The organism is Oceanobacillus iheyensis HTE831, assembly GCF_000011245.1.
GTDB classification, from domain to species: domain Bacteria; phylum Bacillota; class Bacilli; order Bacillales; family Amphibacillaceae; genus Oceanobacillus; species Oceanobacillus iheyensis.
Window position 1 is genome coordinate 552,819 of the sequence record NC_004193.1, and the last position, 18,730, is coordinate 571,548.

At 36.4% G+C, this 18,730-nt stretch carries 19 protein-coding genes and 2 other annotated features; of the genes, 7 read left to right on the forward strand and 12 right to left on the reverse strand.

The annotated features are described in order from the left end of the window. Window positions 1-11: 11 nt before the first annotated feature. Entirely contained in the window at window positions 12-623 is a 612-nt protein-coding gene (locus tag OB_RS02825) for a TetR/AcrR family transcriptional regulator (RefSeq protein ID WP_011064923.1), read from the forward strand. A gap of 75 nt (window positions 624-698) precedes the next feature. After that, window positions 699-821, forward strand: coding sequence for a hypothetical protein (locus OB_RS18740; protein WP_269445911.1), 123 nt, complete (start codon window positions 699-701; stop codon window positions 819-821). Between the two features lie 65 nt (window positions 822-886). On the opposite strand, the gene trpA is transcribed toward OB_RS18740, so the two are convergent. The 8 genes from trpA to OB_RS02865 all read right to left on the reverse strand — a co-directional run bounded on the left by trpA (window position 887) and on the right by OB_RS02865 (window position 8,548). Then, the gene (gene trpA / locus OB_RS02830) at window positions 887-1,675 is read right to left on the reverse strand and encodes a tryptophan synthase subunit alpha (protein WP_011064924.1); all 789 of its coding nucleotides are present in this window, start codon (window positions 1,673-1,675) and stop codon (window positions 887-889) included. Then, window positions 1,675-2,874, reverse strand: coding sequence for a tryptophan synthase subunit beta (gene trpB / locus OB_RS02835; RefSeq protein WP_011064925.1), 1,200 nt, complete (start codon window positions 2,872-2,874; stop codon window positions 1,675-1,677). Before trpB ends, trpA begins: the two co-directional genes overlap by 1 nt. Next, window positions 2,871-3,485, reverse strand: a complete 615-nt coding sequence (locus tag OB_RS02840) for a phosphoribosylanthranilate isomerase (RefSeq protein WP_011064926.1) — start codon at window positions 3,483-3,485, stop codon at window positions 2,871-2,873. The genes trpB and OB_RS02840 overlap by 4 nt, the downstream gene beginning before the upstream one ends. After that, on the reverse strand, window positions 3,486-4,271 hold the full coding sequence (gene trpC / locus OB_RS02845) for an indole-3-glycerol phosphate synthase TrpC (protein ID WP_011064927.1): 786 nt from the start codon (window positions 4,269-4,271) through the stop codon (window positions 3,486-3,488). Continuing rightward, window positions 4,272-5,294, reverse strand: coding sequence for an anthranilate phosphoribosyltransferase (trpD, locus tag OB_RS02850; protein WP_011064928.1), 1,023 nt, complete (start codon window positions 5,292-5,294; stop codon window positions 4,272-4,274). Continuing rightward, window positions 5,275-5,886: an anthranilate synthase component II gene (locus OB_RS02855; RefSeq protein WP_011064929.1), complete on the reverse strand. Its 612-nt coding sequence runs from the start codon at window positions 5,884-5,886 to the stop codon at window positions 5,275-5,277. The genes trpD and OB_RS02855 overlap by 20 nt, the downstream gene beginning before the upstream one ends. Then, a complete protein-coding gene (gene trpE / locus OB_RS02860) occupies window positions 5,867-7,273 on the reverse strand; it encodes an anthranilate synthase component I (RefSeq protein WP_011064930.1) in 1,407 nt (468 codons plus the stop codon). The genes OB_RS02855 and trpE overlap by 20 nt, the downstream gene beginning before the upstream one ends. A gap of 67 nt (window positions 7,274-7,340) precedes the next feature. Then, window positions 7,341-7,594: a binding site (T-box leader), on the reverse strand. A 40-nt stretch (window positions 7,595-7,634) separates the two neighbouring features. Beyond that, window positions 7,635-7,878: a binding site (T-box leader), on the reverse strand. A gap of 121 nt (window positions 7,879-7,999) precedes the next feature. Further along, the gene (locus OB_RS02865) at window positions 8,000-8,548 is read right to left on the reverse strand and encodes a nitroreductase family protein (protein WP_011064931.1); all 549 of its coding nucleotides are present in this window, start codon (window positions 8,546-8,548) and stop codon (window positions 8,000-8,002) included. Window positions 8,549-8,822: 274 nt separating this feature from the next. On the opposite strand from OB_RS02865, the gene OB_RS02870 reads away from it, so the two are divergent. Next, a complete protein-coding gene (locus OB_RS02870; protein WP_011064932.1) occupies window positions 8,823-9,362 on the forward strand; it encodes an HD domain-containing protein in 540 nt (179 codons plus the stop codon). Window positions 9,363-9,442: 80 nt separating this feature from the next. On the opposite strand, the gene OB_RS02875 is transcribed toward OB_RS02870, so the two are convergent. Then, window positions 9,443-10,462, reverse strand: a complete 1,020-nt coding sequence (locus OB_RS02875; protein WP_011064933.1) for a D-alanyl-D-alanine carboxypeptidase family protein — start codon at window positions 10,460-10,462, stop codon at window positions 9,443-9,445. A gap of 369 nt (window positions 10,463-10,831) precedes the next feature. Further along, window positions 10,832-12,061: a peptidase T gene (gene pepT, locus OB_RS02880; protein ID WP_011064934.1), complete on the reverse strand. Its 1,230-nt coding sequence runs from the start codon at window positions 12,059-12,061 to the stop codon at window positions 10,832-10,834. Window positions 12,062-12,175: 114 nt separating this feature from the next. On the opposite strand from pepT, the gene OB_RS02885 reads away from it, so the two are divergent. Together OB_RS02885 and OB_RS02890 are read left to right on the forward strand one after the other, a co-directional pair. Then, window positions 12,176-13,021: a sulfurtransferase gene (locus OB_RS02885; RefSeq protein WP_011064935.1), complete on the forward strand. Its 846-nt coding sequence runs from the start codon at window positions 12,176-12,178 to the stop codon at window positions 13,019-13,021. Beyond that, entirely contained in the window at window positions 13,021-13,599 is a 579-nt protein-coding gene (locus OB_RS02890) for a DNA-3-methyladenine glycosylase I (RefSeq protein WP_011064936.1), read from the forward strand. The genes OB_RS02885 and OB_RS02890 overlap by 1 nt, the downstream gene beginning before the upstream one ends. Window positions 13,600-13,722: 123 nt before the next feature. Here OB_RS02890 and OB_RS02895 read toward each other — a convergent pair whose 3' ends face one another. Next, window positions 13,723-15,558, reverse strand: coding sequence for a methyl-accepting chemotaxis protein (locus tag OB_RS02895; RefSeq protein WP_011064937.1), 1,836 nt, complete (start codon window positions 15,556-15,558; stop codon window positions 13,723-13,725). Window positions 15,559-15,728: 170 nt separating this feature from the next. Here OB_RS02895 and OB_RS02900 point away from each other — a divergent pair, with 170 nt between their 5' ends. Further along, window positions 15,729-16,553 (forward strand): aldo/keto reductase, encoded by an 825-nt coding sequence (locus tag OB_RS02900; RefSeq protein WP_011064938.1) that lies wholly within the window; start codon window positions 15,729-15,731, stop codon window positions 16,551-16,553. A gap of 102 nt (window positions 16,554-16,655) precedes the next feature. Here OB_RS02900 and OB_RS02905 read toward each other — a convergent pair whose 3' ends face one another. Next, entirely contained in the window at window positions 16,656-17,204 is a 549-nt protein-coding gene (locus OB_RS02905; RefSeq protein WP_011064939.1) for an HD domain-containing protein, read from the reverse strand. A gap of 379 nt (window positions 17,205-17,583) precedes the next feature. Here OB_RS02905 and fni point away from each other — a divergent pair, with 379 nt between their 5' ends. Beyond that, window positions 17,584-18,633: a type 2 isopentenyl-diphosphate Delta-isomerase gene (fni, locus tag OB_RS02910; protein ID WP_011064940.1), complete on the forward strand. Its 1,050-nt coding sequence runs from the start codon at window positions 17,584-17,586 to the stop codon at window positions 18,631-18,633. Window positions 18,634-18,730: the final 97 nt, after the last annotated feature.

Genomic DNA, 18,730 nt, shown 5'->3' on the forward strand with positions numbered 1-18,730 from the left:
GAGGTGTAATTATGGCTCCACGAATTTCTGATGAAGAAAAAGAAGCACGCAGAGAACATTTATTGGAATCTGCTTTGGAGTGTTTCTCCGCCAAGGGATACTATGCATCAACAGTCGACGATATAGTTCGATATTCGAATTTAAGTAAGGGATCAGTCTACAACTACTTCAAAAGCAAGGAAGAAATTTTTATTCATTTGCTTCAGAAAAAACGTCAGGAAATGGTAGAAGAGCTTACGATTAAATTAGCAAAAATCGATAGTCCACTAGAAAAACTGAAATATTGGATCCGAGAAGATATTCCGTACAGTCTGGAAAAGAAAAAATTTATGCGTGTACATGTTGAGTTTTGGTTATATTCCACAGACTCACCAGAAGTTCAACATATTTTAGTTGAACGGTTTGATGATATGTTTGGATTGACGAAAGAGATTATTGAGCAAGGACAGAAATTAGGGGAAATCAAGCCAGATATAGATGCTGAGGCAGCTTCATCTATGTTTTGGTCCTTGCATGATGGAATTTGGTTACACGCTGTTATTGGTTATGACGAGGCGAAGTTAGAGGCAAGTATTAAAGAAATGGAAAGCGTGCTTATCACATATTTAACAGCAAATGCCTAAATTTGGAATCATTTTTGATGGTTCCTCATATATTAAGAAACTGACCGGTCATTTTAATAAAGGAAGGTGAAAGCAATGTTAAAGAAATTATTTAGATATCGAAATAACAAACAAGATATTTATATGAAGAACGAAGAGCATTTATTACGCGAGAAATTATCCGTGCAATATGACTATATTCGTTCAATGACAAGATAAAAATCAAGAGTCCACGCAGTTACGTGGGCTCTTTTTTGTCTCATCCTCTTATATTTACAAATTGGTCAAATGACTTTTTCTCCAATACTCTCTCGTATAAGAGAGTGAATACCATCTTCATCTCCTTGCTCAAATAACTGTACAATTTTACTTCCTACAACAACGCCGTCGCAAGCGGCAGAAAGTTCTCTTGCGCGTTCGGCAGTGGATATACCAAATCCAGCTAATACTGGTACATGGCTTATTTGCTTCAGTTTTTCTAAAAAGTGGAACGCATCATTCTCGTGTTGAGCGCGTTCACCTGTAGTACCAGTCACAGATACGGCATATAAAAATCCTTCTGATCGTTTTGCTATTCTTTCCAGACGGTCTTCTGTACTTGTCATGGCAGCTAAACGGATAAACGCGATATCGTGCTGCGTTAACGAAGATGCTACATCGTCCTCCTCTTCCATCGGAATATCCGGAATAATGATGCCGTCGACACCTGCTTGAGAGCAATCTCTAGCAAATTGTTCAAATCCATATTTCCATACTGGGTTAATATAGGTCATTAGGACAACAGGGATGTTTCGCTGTGATTTTTCGCTTTCCAATGCTTCTAATACAGAACCTATCGTAGTCTTATTTGCCAGCGCGCGTTGTCCTGCATCTTGAATGACAGGCCCATCTGCTACCGGATCAGAAAATGGAATTCCAAGTTCCACTGCCGAAGCACCTGCTTCTTCTAAAAACTGAATACGTTTGTTAAGGTTATCAATGCCACCATCTCCAGCCATAATATAAGGTACAAATATAGGTTTTTTGGCTTGTGTTTTTTCTTTCAATACAGCATCGAGTTTACTTTTTCCCATTATTGTTCCCCCTCCAGTCTTTCTTTTACTTGCTCGACGTCTTTATCCCCTCTACCAGATAAGCAAATAACGATAGATTGCTCAGGATTCATTTCCTTAGCTAACTTTGTAGCATAACTAACTGCATGTGCGCTCTCTAATGCAGGAATAATGCCTTCTGTTTTGGATAAGAGTTGAAAAGCTTCAAGTGCTTCCTCATCTGTAATCGAGGAGTATGTTACTCTTTTCGTCTGGTGAAGGTGACTATGTTCTGGTCCAATTCCTGGATAATCAAGACCTGCTGAGATAGAGAATGCTTCTTCAATTTGTCCACAATCATCTTGAAGCAGATACGTAAATGTTCCATGCAACATACCTGGAGAGCCACCAGTAAGGGTCGCTGCATGTTGTTTGGTATCTAATCCTGCTCCTGCAGCTTCTACACCGAATAAAGTCACTTCCTTATCATCGATAAATGGGTAGAACATGCCCATCGCATTACTTCCGCCACCAACGCATGCGACAACAGCATCGGGTAAGGAACCTATTTTTTTCATACTTTGTTCTTTGGTTTCTTTGCCTATCACGGATTGAAAGTCGCGAACAATTTTTGGGAAAGGATGAGGTCCAACGACTGATCCGATAATATAATGAGTGTCATTGACATTATTTACCCAGTAGCGAAGCGCTTCGTTCACAGCGTCTTTTAAGGTTCCACTACCTTGGGAGACACTGACTACCTCCGCCCCTAGCAATTCCATGCGAAAAACATTTAGCTTTTGCCGCTTAATATCTTCTTCCCCCATAAAAACAATACATTCTAATCCTAATAAAGAACATACTGTTGCTGTAGCTACACCATGTTGTCCTGCACCAGTTTCAGCTACAACTTTTTTCTTGCCCATTCGCAACGTGAGTAGTGCTTGCCCAATTGTATTATTGATTTTATGAGCACCAGTATGATTTAAATCTTCACGTTTTAAATAAATTTGTGCGCCGCCTGCATGTTCCGTTAACTTTTTAGCGTGATATAATGGGGTTTCACGTCCGATGTATTCCGTTAAATATGTTTGAAGTTCCTCGTTAAAACTCTCATCTTTCAACGCATCTTCATACGCTTTTTCTAATTCAAGTACTGCAGGCATTAATAGTTCTGGAACAAATCTTCCGCCAAACTCTCCATATTTTCCTTTTGTATTTGGAAATGAATAAGTAGTCATCGCAATACATCCTTTCTTTGTACGTTAGTAATAAATTGCTGGATCTTCTTTGCGTCCTTTTTTCCATTTGTTTCTACTCCACTTGAAACATCAACACCAGCGGGATTTACAGTTTTTATAGCTTCACGTATATTCTCTGTATTCAACCCACCAGCCAATATTAATTTGCTAGTAAAAGGTTGGTCTTTAAGGATATTCCAATTAAATGTTACCCCGTTTCCTCCGCGCGATGATTGCAGAGGGGGACTGTCGATTAATATATATTTTGCAGATGATTGATTTGCTTGGTTTAATCCCTCTGTAGTAGCTGGAAATGCTTTGATTATCGGAATTGGAATCCTCTTTTGATAGTCGATAGACTCATCGCCGTGTAACTGGACAATATCAAGATTCACCCTCTCGATGATGGATAGGATATTCTCTAAAGGCTCATCTACAAATACCCCAACTTTTTGAATGGTCTGAGGAAGTGTATTTGCTATTTCCTCAGCTAGAGAGGTGGATAGTTGTCGCTTACTCGGTGCAAATACAAATCCAATCATATCAGCGTTAGCATCTACAACTGCTTGAGCAGTATCAATGGAAGTTATTCCGCATATTTTTACAAACATCTATATACTCCTTTCCACAAGAGGAACGCGTAGATTATTAAAATCAGTTTCTAATTGATTCGACCTCATAAATGTTTCTCCAACTAAAATCGCTTTTGCTCCAGATTCAGCAGCTAGTGTTGCATCACTAGCAGTTCTCATGCCGCTTTCACTGATGATAATCGTTTTATTGGTATCAACTCGTTGAGCCAATTGTTTCGTAGTTTGTAAATCAACGTCAAAAGATTTTAAGTTACGATTATTTATGCCAATGATTGCTGGGGATATCGTTAAGGCATTTTTTAATTCTTCTGCTGTATGCACTTCACATATGACCTCAAGTCCTTGCTTTGTAGCATAATTATATAATTCTTGGAATCTCTCTAATGGTAAAGCTGCTAGAATTAACAGAATAATAGAAGCTCCTGCATCTTTTGCATCATCAATTTGAATTTCATCGATAATAAAATCTTTACAAAGAACTGGAATTGAAACGGCTTCACTTACTTGTTGTAAATCGTTTAATGAACCTTTGAAAAAACGTTGATCTGTTAATACAGATATGGCTGATGCACCTGCTTGCTCATACTTTATAGCTTGCTCGACGGGATCAATGTCCATTTGAATTTCTCCTTTTGATGGAGAGGCGCGTTTTATTTCGGCGATAATAGATAATGAGCTTGCTTGATTGATTAGTTGAATAAACGAGTGCACTGGTATATTTCTACTTCCGAAATCGATTTTCTCTTGTTTTCTACTGTTAACTTCCGTTTGCTTTTCCTCTAAGATTTTTGCTAGAAAAGTCATTTAAACCACCTCGCTAACTTTCTTACTGAATGTGATTAAGTTATTGAGTTTGCTTAATGCTGATCCAGATGTAATACTTTCCCGAGCAAGTTCGACACCGTCATAAATGGAATCCGCTTTTTTGCTGGCAAACAATGCAATACCTGCATTGAACAATACCGTATCTAGATATGCACTATCTTCCCCTTTTAATACAGAAAGTAAGATATTTGCGTTTTCTGTTGCATTTCCTCCTTGAATTTCATCGTTCGGATAAACAGATAATCCCACCTCTTCTGGATGAATGGTTTTTTCTTCTAAACGATCATTCTCTACGAGGATATATTTATTTTCTCCTTGTAAAGAAGCCTCGTCTAAACCGCCAGCCCCATGAATCACAATTGCTCGTTCTCTTCCAAGTAGTTGTGCAGCTTTTGCCACCATTTGAAGAGCTTCTGGATCATAGACTCCAATATATTGAGAATCTAAGTGGACAGGATTTGTTAATGGGCCGATGAAATTAAAAATAGTAGGTATTCGTAAATCTTTTCTTACTTTGCCCACTTGCTTTAGTGTCGGATGTACATGTTGAGCAAATAAGAAAGCAATTTGATTTTTATCTAACATTTCATTCACTTGTTCTTTAGTAAAAGCAAGAGATACGCCTAATTTCTCTAAGACATCTGCACTTCCTGTTTGACTAGATACACTTCTATTTCCATGCTTTGCTACGGTGACACCAGCTCCAGCTAATACAAAGGCAGAACATGTACTGATATTAAAACTATTAGAACGATCTCCGCCCGTTCCGCAATTGTCCATTACTGGTTGATGAAAGTTTAGTAGGAAAGGAGAATGTTCTTGAATAACTTGAGATAATCCAGCTACTTCCTCAGCGGTTTCTCCTTTCATTTTTAAGGAGATAAGAATGGCTGCTAGTTCCGAATCAGATACTTCTTGTGAGAAACAATGTTTAAATACTTCTTTTATTTCTTCTGTGGATAAATCTTGTCGTTCAATAATTTTATGAAGTGAGTGCTTCATTATTTTCATCCTCCTGTAAGGCTTTGATTTGGATTAAGAAATTCTTAATGATTTGCTTTCCATCCTTTGTACCGATTGATTCTGGGTGAAACTGCATTCCAAAGAGTGGTAGTTGTTTATGTTCGATTGCCATAATCTCATTATCATCCAGAGATCGTGCTGTCACTTGGTAATCGGCAGATAGACTTTTTCGATCAACAATAAGTGAATGGTAACGCATGACCTGTATTGGATGTTGAAGTGAATGTAATAACTGTGAATCTTTTATTGAGATAGGTGACGTTTTTCCGTGTTTTATCACTTTGGCTTGTTTTATTTCTCCCCCTAAAGCTTCTGCAAGTACCTGATGTCCTAGACAAATACCGAGTATTGGGAATTCTCGATATACTTCCCGTACAATCTTCAAGCAATTTCCTGCTTTTGTCGGAGAACCTGGTCCAGGAGATATAATAATTGCTTCAGGATGCATGGCTCGTATTTCATTAGGTGTTATTGCGTCATTTCGAATAACACGGACTTCCTTATTAAATTCAGAAATATATTGATAGAGGTTATACGTAAATGAGTCGTAGTTATCGATTAATAAAATCATGATCGTCCACCTCCATAAATGATTTGGCTTTATTTAGCGTTTCAATATACTCACTTGTAGGTATGGAATCATAAACGATTCCTGCTCCTGCTTGTAAGTATGCTTTGTCATCTTTAACGATCACCGTTCGAATAGCTAAAGCCATGTGAACATCTTGTTGAAAGTTAATAAATCCAATACCTCCTCCATAAGGACCTCTTTGGTGTTGCTCTAACTCGTTGATTATTTGCATTGCACGTATTTTGGGTGCTCCGGATACTGTTCCAGCTGGTAAACAAGAGATTAAAGCATCAATACTAGAGTAGTTAGATTTTAAAATGCCAGTGACTTCAGAGACCATATGCATGACATGTTGATATTTTTCTATTTTCATATATACCGGAATATCAATACTTCCGATTTCACATACCTTTCCAAGGTCATTTCTACTTAGATCTACAAGCATTTGATGCTCCGCTCTTTCTTTTTCATCAGCAAGCAATTCCTCTGTGAGCATGAGATCAATTTCGTTCGTGCTTCCTCTTTTTCTTGTACCTGCTATTGGATTCGTGATGATCTTCTTGCCAGTTGTTTCGATGAGACTTTCTGGTGAAGCCCCAAGAATGAGGTAATCATTAAAATCCATATAAAACATGTAAGGGGAAGGATTCGATTGTCTCAGTTGTTCATAAAAGGAGAGGGAAAAGGTTTCTGGATTTTCGACCTTTGCCTTCATTCGCTGAGACAATACAACTTGAAAAATATCTCCGTCTTCAATATGTTTTTTTGCAGTAGCTACATTTTTTTCGAATACGTCTTGGTCCATCTCTGGAGTAAATGAATATCTCGCTGGGATGGGGACTGTCGCTGCTCTTGCTTTCTTTATTATTTTTCTGAGTTGGCCTAGACGTTCCTGTAAATCATCTCGAGAAGTGGATGAATCCGTATCAATCACAAGGAGGTAGCAGGTATCTTGTTCATGGTCGAATATGATCGTATCTTCAAATAACATCAGATGTATGTCTGGCATGTTTCGTTCATCGGGTAATCGATCTCCGATGTGTTCAAAGGAACGTATCGTATCGTAGCCGATATATCCGATTGCGCCACCATAGAATGGAATGGAAATATCGATTTCGGCTTTAGGTAGATGGTGTTTTATATAATGTAAGGCATGTTGTTCTACCCATTCATCTTCGTCATTCGTATAGTTGCAAATCTTGGTACGGTTATCGAATCCTAGAATTTCTTGGTATGGATTCATTCCTAGAAATGAAAAGCGTCCTTTTTCTTCATGCGGAAAGCTGCTTTCTAATAAATATTTTTTTGTGCTAGTTAGTTGGGTTAGTACTTGAATAGGTAATAATCGATCGATTGGTTGTTTCTCAACTACATAATGGATACTCATGTCTTCGACTCCTTATTTAAAAGTAATTGAATAAAAAAAGTCCCCTATAAACACAGCTAGTGTGCTTATAGAGGACGATAGGAACCGCGGTGCCACCTCATTTGGAAAGAAATCTTCCCAACTCGTTTTCAGATACGGGAGAAGTTATGCTCCGATATCCTATCCGTATAACGGCGGAAACCCGTTTTTCCCTACTAGTCTAATGCTTCAAGAAAACTCTCGTAAGTCCATTCAATACTCTTCGGCGTGCTAGAATTTCACCAACCTCTAGCTCTCTGTAACGATTCCTGAATATTTACTCCTCTTACTCAATGATTTTGCAATTATTTAGTTGTATGAATACAAAAAAGCCCCTAATCCTAAAAAGGACGAGGGACCGTGGTACCACCTTTATTAGCTGAAGTTCAGCTCACTTTGAAAGTAAGATAATAAATTATCTACTTAGTCTCGATAACGAGAGACGAATTCGCCAAGGCCTACTTCAGTTAACGGTTCGGTTTGGAGCTCAGAAGTCCATTCCTTAATAAAATATCCCGCTGATTCTCACCAACCATCAGCTCTCTTTAGGGTTTTTATTAAGTACTCTTCTTCGTCAGTGCCGATTCATCAATTTGTTGAATTTATCTTACCGGATGGGACAAGTAATTGTCAATAACTTTTTTAAAAGTTTTTTTAAGGGCTACTTATTTAATCAAGATACCCACCAATTGATAAATGCATTCTCGCTTAACCTCGAAAAGTTTCAAATTTGTCATCGACAGAAATTCGTTCTTTCTGTGGCGGTATTTCTTCAAAATAACCTAAATGAAGAAAACCAACGATTTTTTCATTTTCTTGTATATTTAATTTATCTTTCACGTTATCATCGTAAATATGCGGGTTTGTTTTCCATACGACTCCAAGTTTTTCTTGCCATGCAAGTAACCAGAAATTCTGAATCATGGAAGCAACAGCTCCGTAGTTCTCGTCCCATTGCTTTGGAATATCAGACTCTTCCATAATTACAACGAGAATGGCATTAGGTTCATTTAAATAATTTTCTCTGTTTTCCTGTCTTTCTACAGGGTAAGTAGATGCAACTTTTTTTGCGAAGGTAGGCAAGTGTTCTTGACTAACAAATAAAAAGCGCCATGGCTGTCTCATTCCATGTGTGGGTGCCCAGATTGCATCCTCTAATAGCTCTTTTATCTTATCTTCGGTAACTTCTTTATTTGTGTAACCTTTTTTTATGGCACGTCGTTCTCTAATAAGTTTTGCTAATTCCGTTCTTTCCATACCCATACCCCTATACAATTTAATTGATAATTATTATCAATTAAATTGTAACGGAAGCGCACATTCTTTGCAAATTTTGAATAAATTACTTTACAACTAACTTGTAAAAAGGTAAAATGAACTAATATCTTTTTTTGGTTGATATTTGCGAAATTTAACTGAATAGTAAATATTGTTGCGCAGTAGCTATATAATCTGTGCTTTTTTCATACATGTTTATATTCAGCGAAATTTGGTAATGAAAGTAATATACACGAAAGAAAGGAGCATAAGGATGGAAAGAGTTACTTTAGAACAAATATTTGTTCACCCAATCACAAAGAAGTATTTACAGCGTTCTGGGATTGCCCATGCAGTGGCGGTGGCGGAATATGCGTATATTTTTTCTAAGCGATTTGCTGTAAATCCAGATCTTGCTACAAAAGCAGCGCTCTTACACGATATCGGTCACTATACATGGTATCGTAATGGCGAATGGGATTATGATCTCTATAAAGAAAATGATATTCATGCGATTAAAGGTTCAAGTCGTGCTCATAAACTTTTAATTCGAAATGGTGAAGAGCGACATGCAGCTAAAGAAATAGCTATTGCTATTTTACTTCATACCGACTCTTATCTGCCAGAAGGGGAGTTGCAATTAAATTCACTTCAACAAGTTGTAGCAATGGCAGACGAAGCTGATGAAGAGTATGGTGGTAATCATCATTATAAAGAAATTGATCCCGAAATAGCACTAAAAAGAATTCGAGCACTAGATAAACAAATTGATGAGGCTTTAACTAAAGCAGATACCTCTTCTAAGCATGCATAAAAGATATGCTTGGAGTTTGAGGTTACATATTTTTTCTGCGTCTAAAAAACGCCCCCTAATTTTTAGAGGACGTTTATGATTTATTTCTCCAGGTATTCTTCTAACGTAATGTCTTGATTCATGATTTCTTCTGCTGCTTTATGTCCTACATAACGTAAATGCCAAGGTTCAAATTGATATTTAGTAATATCTTCTTTACCTTCTGGGAATCGAATGATAAAACCATAATTTGCGGCATTTTCTTTTACCCATTTTCCTTCTTTTGTTTCACCAAACTCCGTTACTAGATTAAAGTTAACTTCTGGACTTGTTACATCCATAGCCAGTCCGGTTTGATGTTCACTCTCTCCAGGTCGAGCACTAAATGTGTTTGCATGCTTTTCACCATTTTCAGCGGCATTTGCTGCAAAAATGTTATCTTGGCGGTCGTATGATCGGTATCCAGATTGTGCGTAAAGCTCTAAATTTTCTTCTAGCGCATCTGCAAACAATTCTTCTAATGCATCAGCGGCAGCTTGGCGCATATATTTTTTTGGAATGTCCTCCGTGAATGGGAAAGGAACATTAGGTATAACTAAATCATCTGGAATATAGTCTGCAGGCAATGAAAATTCTTTATTTACAAGAGCTAGTTGATCGTATGGGTTTGAAATGATTTCCGTACCCGCATCTGTAAATGCAGGTTCTGTCGGTGCTGGTAGACCTTCACCTGGTTTATACGAATTTTCGGATTGGATAACTTCCTCTATTTTTTGTTTGGTATCCTCATTATAGACCCCAGAAACGAGTAAATCCTCTTGTTGTAGTTGAAAATCAGTTATTGCCCAAGTCACCTGTTCGTTATAGTTACCTTGTTCAGAAAAGTTGTACCCTAACTGTTCAAGAAAATACTGAAGAGCATCTACCTCTTCTCCTTGATCTAGCTTTTGTAAAGGGGTTTCTGGTAACTCTTTATTATTTTGATTAGCTGTTACATCCTCATCATTTGTTGGGTTTTCTAAAGTTTCTTGTGAAGATGAATGGTTATCATCATTAGATTGGCATGCGCTTATGAAAAGTAGTAGTACACCGATCAATAACAACCAAAGCAAACGTTGCATAATTAACTCTCCTAACCCGTACTATCTCTTATTCTTTTCCAGGTGAGAAATGTCCGTCAACTAAAAAAAGCTTAATAAAGGATAAGGACATCACCTTGATAAGCCTTATTTATCATTATTACTGAGTGAAAAAACCTCAAATGATGGAAGACTTACGTTATATATGTATATATATTTTATTAACGCGTAATTAGAAATAATTTTGCAGATTATATCTTCTCATATTTTTAGGGGATTGAGTAGCTAAAACAATAAGTTAGTAATTTCTGAATTTATAGCAAATAGAAGGGAGGTGGAAAATTAGATGAAGGATGTAGTTTTGAGCCAGTGGCAGTTATTACCACAGACTCAAAACGAATTTGATTAGTCTTATGATTTCTCAGCAAATAATTTAGCAATACCAATAATCGTTTTCGTAGATTTTTCCATATTTTGAACAGATACATACTCATATTTTCCGTGGAAATTCTCTCCACCGGTAAAGATATTTGGAGTTGGTAATCCCATATAAGAGAGTTGGGATCCGTCTGTTCCTCCACGTACTGGTTGAATAATAGGTTCGATATCTAATTGTTTCATAGCCTCACTAGCTATATCGACAATATCTTTAACCGGCTCTATTTTCTCGCGCATATTGTAATACTGATCTTCCATTTCTACGTGAATAGCATTTTCTCCATATTTATGTTGTATATCAGTAGCGAATTGTCGTAACGTATCTTTTCGATTTTCAAACTTATTACGATCATGATCGCGAATAATGTAATAAACTTTGGTTGTTTCTACGTCACCTTCGATAGATATTAAATGATAAAACCCTTCATATCCCTCTGTATGCTCGGGAGCTTCCTGTTCTGGAAATTTCGAGATAAATTCAGCAGCAATCTTTCCTGAATTGACCATCTTATTCTTTGCAGTACCTGGGTGAACACTGTTCCCAGTGAAGGTGACTTTTGCGGCTGCAGCATTAAAACTTTCATATTGAAGTTCTCCTAAAGGACCACCGTCGATCGTATATGCGTATTTAGCGTTAAAACGGGATACATCAAATTTATGCGGACCACGTCCAATTTCTTCATCTGGTGTAAAAGCAACACGAATAGTACCATGCTCTATTTCTGGATGTTGGATGAGATACTGCATAGCTGTCATAATTTCAGCAATGCCCGCTTTATTGTCAGCTCCTAAAAGTGTCGTACCATCAGTAGTAATTAATGTATGTCCTTTATAGGAAGAAAGCTCTGGAAATTCCTTAGTTGATAGCACAACTTGAAGCGTTTCATTTAATACGATATCCCCGCCGTTATAATCAATGATTTGCGGATTAACGTTCTTACCAGTAAAATCCGTAGCAGTATCTACGTGGGCAAGAAAACCGATCGTCGGAATATCATTTTTCGAATTTGCTGGTAATGTAGCCATGAGATATCCATATTCATCGACTTCGATTTCTTCCATGCCAATTTCTTTTAGTTCATCTTTAAGATAGTGAATTAAATCCCACTGGCCAGGTGTTGATGGAGTAGTACTTGAATCTCCGTCAGATTGTGTGTCTATTTTTGCATATGTAATTAATCGATTGATAAGTTGTTTTTGCATGTTGAAGCTCCTCTTCGTTTTCTATTAGTTTATCATATATTGATTATTTAGATATCTGTATATTATTTTATAAAATGATATGATAGAAAATAAAATAGATGCTGGAGGGATAATATGAAAAATTTAATTAGTGTACAGCGTTTGATGCGTAGATTTTCGCAAAATCAGATTGTAATTGTGGATGTACGATTTGATTTACAAGATCCCGATGCTGGAAGAAAAGCGTATTTGAAAGAGCATATACCTGGTGCAATTTATATGGATTTAAATAAGGATTTATCTGGGAAGGCGGGTAAACATGGAGGTAACCATCCTTTGCCAGATTGGGAATTATTTGCGAATAAGCTAGGCCAGATAGGGATAACCAATGAAACGATCGTTGTCGTTTATGATCAAGGAAATGACATGTTTGCGCCTCGATTTTGGTGGTTAATGGATTATGTAGGTCATGATAAAGTTTATATTCTAGAAGGAGGATTGGACCAATGGAAAGAAGAAGGTGGTGTGGTAACAACAGAAATACCTTCTTTAACTCCAGTCACTTATCATCCTCGAATGAAACAAAATCGTACCGTTGATATGAAGGAAGTGCGCGATAAAATTACTAATGGCAACACGGTATTAATCGATTCTCGTTCCTATCCAAGATATCTGGGAGACGAAGAGCCGTTATATCGAAGAGCAGGACATATTCCAGGAGCAGTCAATTATTTTTGGAAAGATGTACTTACGAGTGATGGTACAAGGTGGAAAGATAAAGAGCAGTTAGAAAATTTGTTTGCTAATCTTTCAAAAGATGATGAGATTATTGTTTCTTGTGGCTCAGGTGTTTCTGCTTGTCCAAACATACTTGCGTTAGAGGCAGCAGGGTTTCACAATGTGAAATTGTATCCTGGTAGTTTTAGTGATTGGATATCATATGATGAAAACGATGTGAAAGTAGGAGAGGAGACCACGTAATGTTAAAACGGTGTGGCTGGGTTACTGACGAATCCATCTATATTTCTTATCATGATGAAGAATGGGGAGTTCCTGTTTATACGGATGACAGGTATCTATTTGAAATGTTGTCGTTAGAAGGAGCTCAAGCAGGGTTAAGTTGGATTACGATTCTAAAAAGACGAGAGAATTATAGAGAAGCATTTGACCATTTTTATCCGGAAATTGTGGCAACCTATTCGGATGAAAAAATAGAAACATTACTATCAAATGAAGGTATTATTCGAAATAGAAAAAAGGTAAGTTCGGTGATTAATAATGCCCATAGATGCATGGAAGTCGCTAAGGAATTTGGTTCTTTTCATAACTATATTTGGAGTTTTGTGGATGGACAACCAATTATGAATACGTGGGAAAACGATAAGGAAATTCCTGCTTATACGGACCTTTCCAAAAAGATGAGTAAAGATATGAAAAAAAGAGGTTTTCGCTTTGTAGGTCCAACTATCTGTTATTCATTTATGCAAGCAACTGGAATGGTGAATGACCATACAAAGCAATGTTTCTTATACCATGGTAATCAAGAAAATAAAGATTAACTCTTTCTTCAATTGTTTTTAAGCTAAAAACCGAACTACAATCCAGTCACATCGTTCACTCCTTCTCGAATTTTTACTTCGATTCGTGTAGAGTTAAGCTGGAAAGTAGTTCGGTTATTTGTTTTATTTAAGTTTAAATACTTTTAATTGATTGTTTAAATCAATTGCGAGTTCTGCAAGACTGTTGGCACTGCCTGCAACCTCTTCCATTGAACTAGAAGTTTGCTGAGCAGCAGCAGATGCTTGTTCCACACCAGCAGCTGATTCTTCTGAAGTTGAGGCAATTTCTTCGATAAGTTGATTCATATTAGTACTATTTTCAACGATATTTAATAGATCTGTCGTAATATATTCAATTTTATGCACCATGTCATTAACACCATGTTGAATTGTTTTAAAGTTGTTCCCAGTTGATTCGATTTGACTTGTTCCTTCTTGAACTTCCTTGTAGCCGTTATTAAGGGAACTAACAACTTCTTTTGTTCCGTCTTGGATATTAGAAACAATAGTGGTGATTTCTCCTACAGAATTTGATACTTGTTCAGAAAGTTTTCTGACTTCATCTGCTACAACAGCAAATCCCCGTCCATGCTCGCCAGCTCTTGCAGCTTCTATGGCAGCATTTAATGCTAATAAGTTCGTTTGTTCAGAGATATCTTTAATAACGGATATCAGATTCGATATATCTCTTGATTGATGATCTAAACCTTTAACCTTATCTACAGAAACTTTCACAATTTCATCAATTCGGTGCATCTGCTTCATTGAATTTTGCATTAAAGCGGTTCCCTGGTTGGTTTGTTCTAACATCTTTTCGGTGGTACTAGTAATCGCATCTCCGTTTTCACGAGACTTGTTAACTACCTCTACAAATTCTGACATCTTACCAGACAGGTCTGAAGCGCCATTTGCCTGTGTCTCTGCTCCAGCTGATAATTCTTCCATCGTCGCAGCTACTTGTGAATTCCCTTCTTTCACTTCCGTTGCAGCTTGGGTAAGATGATCGCTACGTTCTAATACGGAAGTACTTGCTGAAGAAACCTTCGTTAGGATCGCTTTCATATTGTCTTTCATTTGGTTAACGGATGCACTTAATTGACCAATTTCATCTTTTCCGTTATATTCCATTCCTTTTGCTGTTAGGTCACCATCTGCAACTTTGGAGGTGATTTGTACAACTTGTTTCAGATTTCTAGAAATTTGCACACTAACTATACTAAAAATAATTATCCCTATGGCAATGGTAAAAAGGTTAGCCATTGTAAGTGTCGAGGAAACACTATCCATACTAGTTTCTGCAGCTTCTGAAGCTTCTGCTTGAGCTTCCTCTCTTTCTGATATGAATTCGTTAACAATGTCAACATTACTTGTACGGAAACGATAGGTTGTTTCTCTTAGTGTATTCGCCATTATATTATCATTGTTTTCTATGGATGGAATGACCTTTTCTTCAAAAGTACTATTAATCGTATCATCAGATCGTTTTAATTGACTTATTTTAAAGAATTCATCTTCCGTCGTTAAAAAATCTTCCACTTCTACTATTAATTGATCTACTTGAGTTTTATACTCATTAAATCGATCAACATATAAATTATTACTCGTAAGTAAATAGTCTGCAATTTGGACATCTTTACCTTGAATTGCTAGTGATAGTTGATTTAGCTTATTTACTTGTTCGCTATATGTATACACTGCTTCAGCGTCTTCCTTAGATTGTTTCACTTCTTGGTTCACAAAAAACCAGGCACTGAAAGTAAAGAAGATAACAACTAAGAATGATAATAAATATTTTTTACCAATACTTAAATTATTAAAGGCTTTAAAATTAATGGAGAACCGGTGCTTTGGTTTTCCTTTATTATCTTTCTTTTTTATGTTTAAGAAATTAAATGTTCTTTTACTTTTGGTAGTTTCTGTATTTCTAGATTTCATCTTTTTGTTCTTTAGAAATTTCATATTTTCCCCCGCCCATATTATGTTTTATATAATATCGGTAAATAGGTAGAAAGTATGAAGAGAATTGTTAAAAATTTATGAAAGATTTGATATTATAAGCTAATAAATCGTATGAAACTATCAAATAAAGTATAATTATTGATAGATTAAGAGAAAGGGATGAGAAGACGATGGAATATGTTACTTTAAATAATGGCTTAAAAATGCCTCAATTAGGTTTTGGAGTTTGGAAAGTTCCAAATGAAGAAGTCGTTTCACCAGTAGAACATGCATTAAAAGTAGGTTATCGTTCAATAGATACAGCAAAAGTATATGGAAATGAAGTAGGGGTAGGAGAAGCTATCTCTAATAGCGGTATACCGCGTGAGCAATTGTTTATAACTACCAAAGTGTGGAATAGTGATCATGGGTATGATAATACATTAAAAGCGTTCGATGAAAGTTTAGAAAGGTTAGGTTTAGACTACGTAGATCTTTACTTAATCCATTGGCCAACTCCAGAATTTGACCAATATGTAGAAACTTATAAAGCTTTAGAAACATTATATAAAGACGGTAAAGTTAAAGCAATTGGTGTTTGTAATTTTGATATTGAGTATTTAGAAAGAATACTTAATGAATGTGAAATAGTACCGGTACTTAATCAAGTAGAATGTCATCCTTATCTACAACAAAAAGAACTTCGGGATTTTTGTGAGAAACACAATATCTACCTAGAGTCGTATAGCCCTCTAATGAATGGTAAAGAGGTACTTCAAAGTGAAGAACTACAAAACTTAGCAGAAAGAAAAGGTAAAACTGTTGCTCAAACAATTCTACGTTGGCATCTGCAATCAGGAATGATAGTTATTCCTAAGTCAGTGACACCTAACCGTATCGAAGAAAATCTAGATGTATTTGATTTTGAACTTACGGATACTGAAATGCAGGAGATTAACGAATTGGATAGGAATTTAAGAAGCGGTGCAGTACCAAGTGAAATGAATGTAAGATAAATTGTAATACGAATAATAAATAATTCATGTCCTGATATTACTTGAATCATTAAATAACACCTTCGAACTGATACATTCAAACGATGCAATCATTCGAAGGTGTTATTTTTGAGAAAAAACACGTTCTACTGCTTTTGCATATTCAGTAAAATAAACTGGTATTTCTGATTGGTTTAAACCGCAGTACATATATTTTACGATCGATTGATTATACCACTTTTGTTGATCGTAACCTGCATTAAAATTTGCCCAGATACTATCTCCCAATAAAGCGTATTCTTTTTCAAGTTCAATTAAGTTGTCTAATTTATCGGCGATAATTAAATATTTTACTTCCTTAGGGGAGTTTTGGATGCTTTTTATTGTATGTTGTTTGCGTTCTTTCCAAGATTTGGATTTATCTTCTGTATGAGCAGCAACAAGTCGAGCAATTTCCTTTCCGAACTCATATTGGATGTCATCGATTGTAACAGGAGTATCTTCAACAACGTCATGAAGATAAGCTGCACATACCAGTGCATCCGAACAGCCTTCTAGCTCAAGCCTTTGAGCAACACGAATTGGATGTGTGATATATGCTTCGTCCGAATTTTTTCTGGTTTGCCCTTGATGTGCCTTTGTTGCAAAGGTTTTTGCCTTCTCTTTTAACATAGTATCCTCCGAATATAGATGTTTAGTATTTATAGCATATGAAATAAACAACTTACTGTTATATCATAATTATCATTTTATTCAGTGAAATTAATTTATTCTATTATTTAATAGTATCTTAATTGTTGCAAGGATACAATGATATTTTTAAAGTAAAGGTAAGTTACCATTTTCATGTATTTTAGTATGGATAAATGAATATTAAATTGCCGAAATCCCTTTACAATACAAACTTCCAATTCGAATTTCGTAATACACGAATGTACTTCATTCATGTAGAAAAAGTTAGGTTGGATTATAAGAAAAGCTCTTTCTTTCTTTTCAGCACATAAACCATTACACTAGAGGTAATGAAATTAGATTAGCGGAGGTAACATCAATGGAAAAAGGAATTAATCAACGTAAGACAGAACATATACGTCTTTGCCTTACTGGAAATGTAGAGGGAGTAAATAAATCAACAGGATTAGAAGGCATTAATTTTATACATAACGCATTACCGGAAATAGATTTCGCAGATATTTCTTTGGAATCAAGTTTTTTGGGGAAACAATTGAAAGCGCCGTTTTTAGTAAGTTCAATGACTGGGGGATCGGAGCTAGCGACAAAAATTAATCAGAACCTTGCTATTGCTGCAGAGGAAAAGGGATGGGCACTGGCAATTGGTTCAACGAGGGCTTTCTTAGAAAGCGATCAACATAAGGAGTCATTCCTAATCAGAAATCAAGCTCCTACAGCACCATTGATTGTTAATATCGGAGCGGTTCAATTAAATTACGGCTATGGTCCAGAAGAGTGTCAACGAATTATTGATAAGACAAATGCAGATTCTATTGTCCTTCACCTTAACAGTTTACAGGAAGCGGTTCAAGATGGCGGAGACCTGAATTTTAAAGATTTACTACCAAAAATAGAGCAGGTCTGCAAACAAGTAAAAGCCCCGGTGGGAGTAAAAGAAGTAGGTTTTGGGATTGATGGTGAAGTAGCTAGACGATTGTATGACGCAGGTATTTCATATATTGATGTAGCCGGTGCTGGAGGTACATCTTGGAGTCAAGTGGAAAAATTACGTTCTAAAGATCCTTTAAATAAAGCGGCAGCAGAAGCATTTAATAACTGGGGAACTCCGACAAAAGATTGTCTTGTGTCTGTACGTGGAGAATTACCAGAAGCTCCTCTAGTGGCAAGCGGCGGAATGAAAACAGGTGTAGACGCAGCGAAAGCAATTACGATTGGTGCCGATGTCGTAGGCTTTGCTAGACATTTATTAAAAGCTGCTATGGAAACACCAGAAGATGTTATTCGGACTATGGAACAGCTGGAGTTAGAATTGAAGATGACGATGTTTGGAATTGGAGCTGTTAACTTAGAAGAGTTAAAAAACACGTCTCGGGTATCAATTATGGGACAATCATTAATGGATAAGTAATAAATGGAGTTGTAAAAGGAAATCCCTTTTACGGCTCTTTTTTTATAAATTTTAAGTCGAACTTTTTAGTGATTAATTAAGTAATGATGAAAGTGAT

Coding starts and splice junctions, on each gene's coding strand:
- OB_RS02825 (WP_011064923.1), top strand. CDS start 12: ATGGCTCCACGAATTTCTGATGAAGAAAAAGAAGCACGCAGAGAACAT.
- OB_RS18740 (WP_269445911.1), top strand. CDS start 699: ATGTTAAAGAAATTATTTAGATATCGAAATAACAAACAAGATATTTAT.
- trpA (WP_011064924.1), bottom strand. CDS start 1,675: ATGGGAAAAAGTAAACTCGATGCTGTATTGAAAGAAAAAACACAAGCC.
- trpB (WP_011064925.1), bottom strand. CDS start 2,874: ATGACTACTTATTCATTTCCAAATACAAAAGGAAAATATGGAGAGTTT.
- OB_RS02840 (WP_011064926.1), bottom strand. CDS start 3,485: ATGTTTGTAAAAATATGCGGAATAACTTCCATTGATACTGCTCAAGCA.
- trpC (WP_011064927.1), bottom strand. CDS start 4,271: ATGACTTTTCTAGCAAAAATCTTAGAGGAAAAGCAAACGGAAGTTAAC.
- trpD (WP_011064928.1), bottom strand. CDS start 5,294: ATGAAGCACTCACTTCATAAAATTATTGAACGACAAGATTTATCCACA.
- OB_RS02855 (WP_011064929.1), bottom strand. CDS start 5,886: ATGATTTTATTAATCGATAACTACGACTCATTTACGTATAACCTCTAT.
- trpE (WP_011064930.1), bottom strand. CDS start 7,273: ATGAGTATCCATTATGTAGTTGAGAAACAACCAATCGATCGATTATTA.
- OB_RS02865 (WP_011064931.1), bottom strand. CDS start 8,548: ATGGAAAGAACGGAATTAGCAAAACTTATTAGAGAACGACGTGCCATA.
- OB_RS02870 (WP_011064932.1), top strand. CDS start 8,823: ATGGAAAGAGTTACTTTAGAACAAATATTTGTTCACCCAATCACAAAG.
- OB_RS02875 (WP_011064933.1), bottom strand. CDS start 10,462: ATGCAACGTTTGCTTTGGTTGTTATTGATCGGTGTACTACTACTTTTC.
- pepT (WP_011064934.1), bottom strand. CDS start 12,061: ATGCAAAAACAACTTATCAATCGATTAATTACATATGCAAAAATAGAC.
- OB_RS02885 (WP_011064935.1), top strand. CDS start 12,176: ATGAAAAATTTAATTAGTGTACAGCGTTTGATGCGTAGATTTTCGCAA.
- OB_RS02890 (WP_011064936.1), top strand. CDS start 13,021: ATGTTAAAACGGTGTGGCTGGGTTACTGACGAATCCATCTATATTTCT.
- OB_RS02895 (WP_011064937.1), bottom strand. CDS start 15,558: ATGAAATTTCTAAAGAACAAAAAGATGAAATCTAGAAATACAGAAACT.
- OB_RS02900 (WP_011064938.1), top strand. CDS start 15,729: ATGGAATATGTTACTTTAAATAATGGCTTAAAAATGCCTCAATTAGGT.
- OB_RS02905 (WP_011064939.1), bottom strand. CDS start 17,204: ATGTTAAAAGAGAAGGCAAAAACCTTTGCAACAAAGGCACATCAAGGG.
- fni (WP_011064940.1), top strand. CDS start 17,584: ATGGAAAAAGGAATTAATCAACGTAAGACAGAACATATACGTCTTTGC.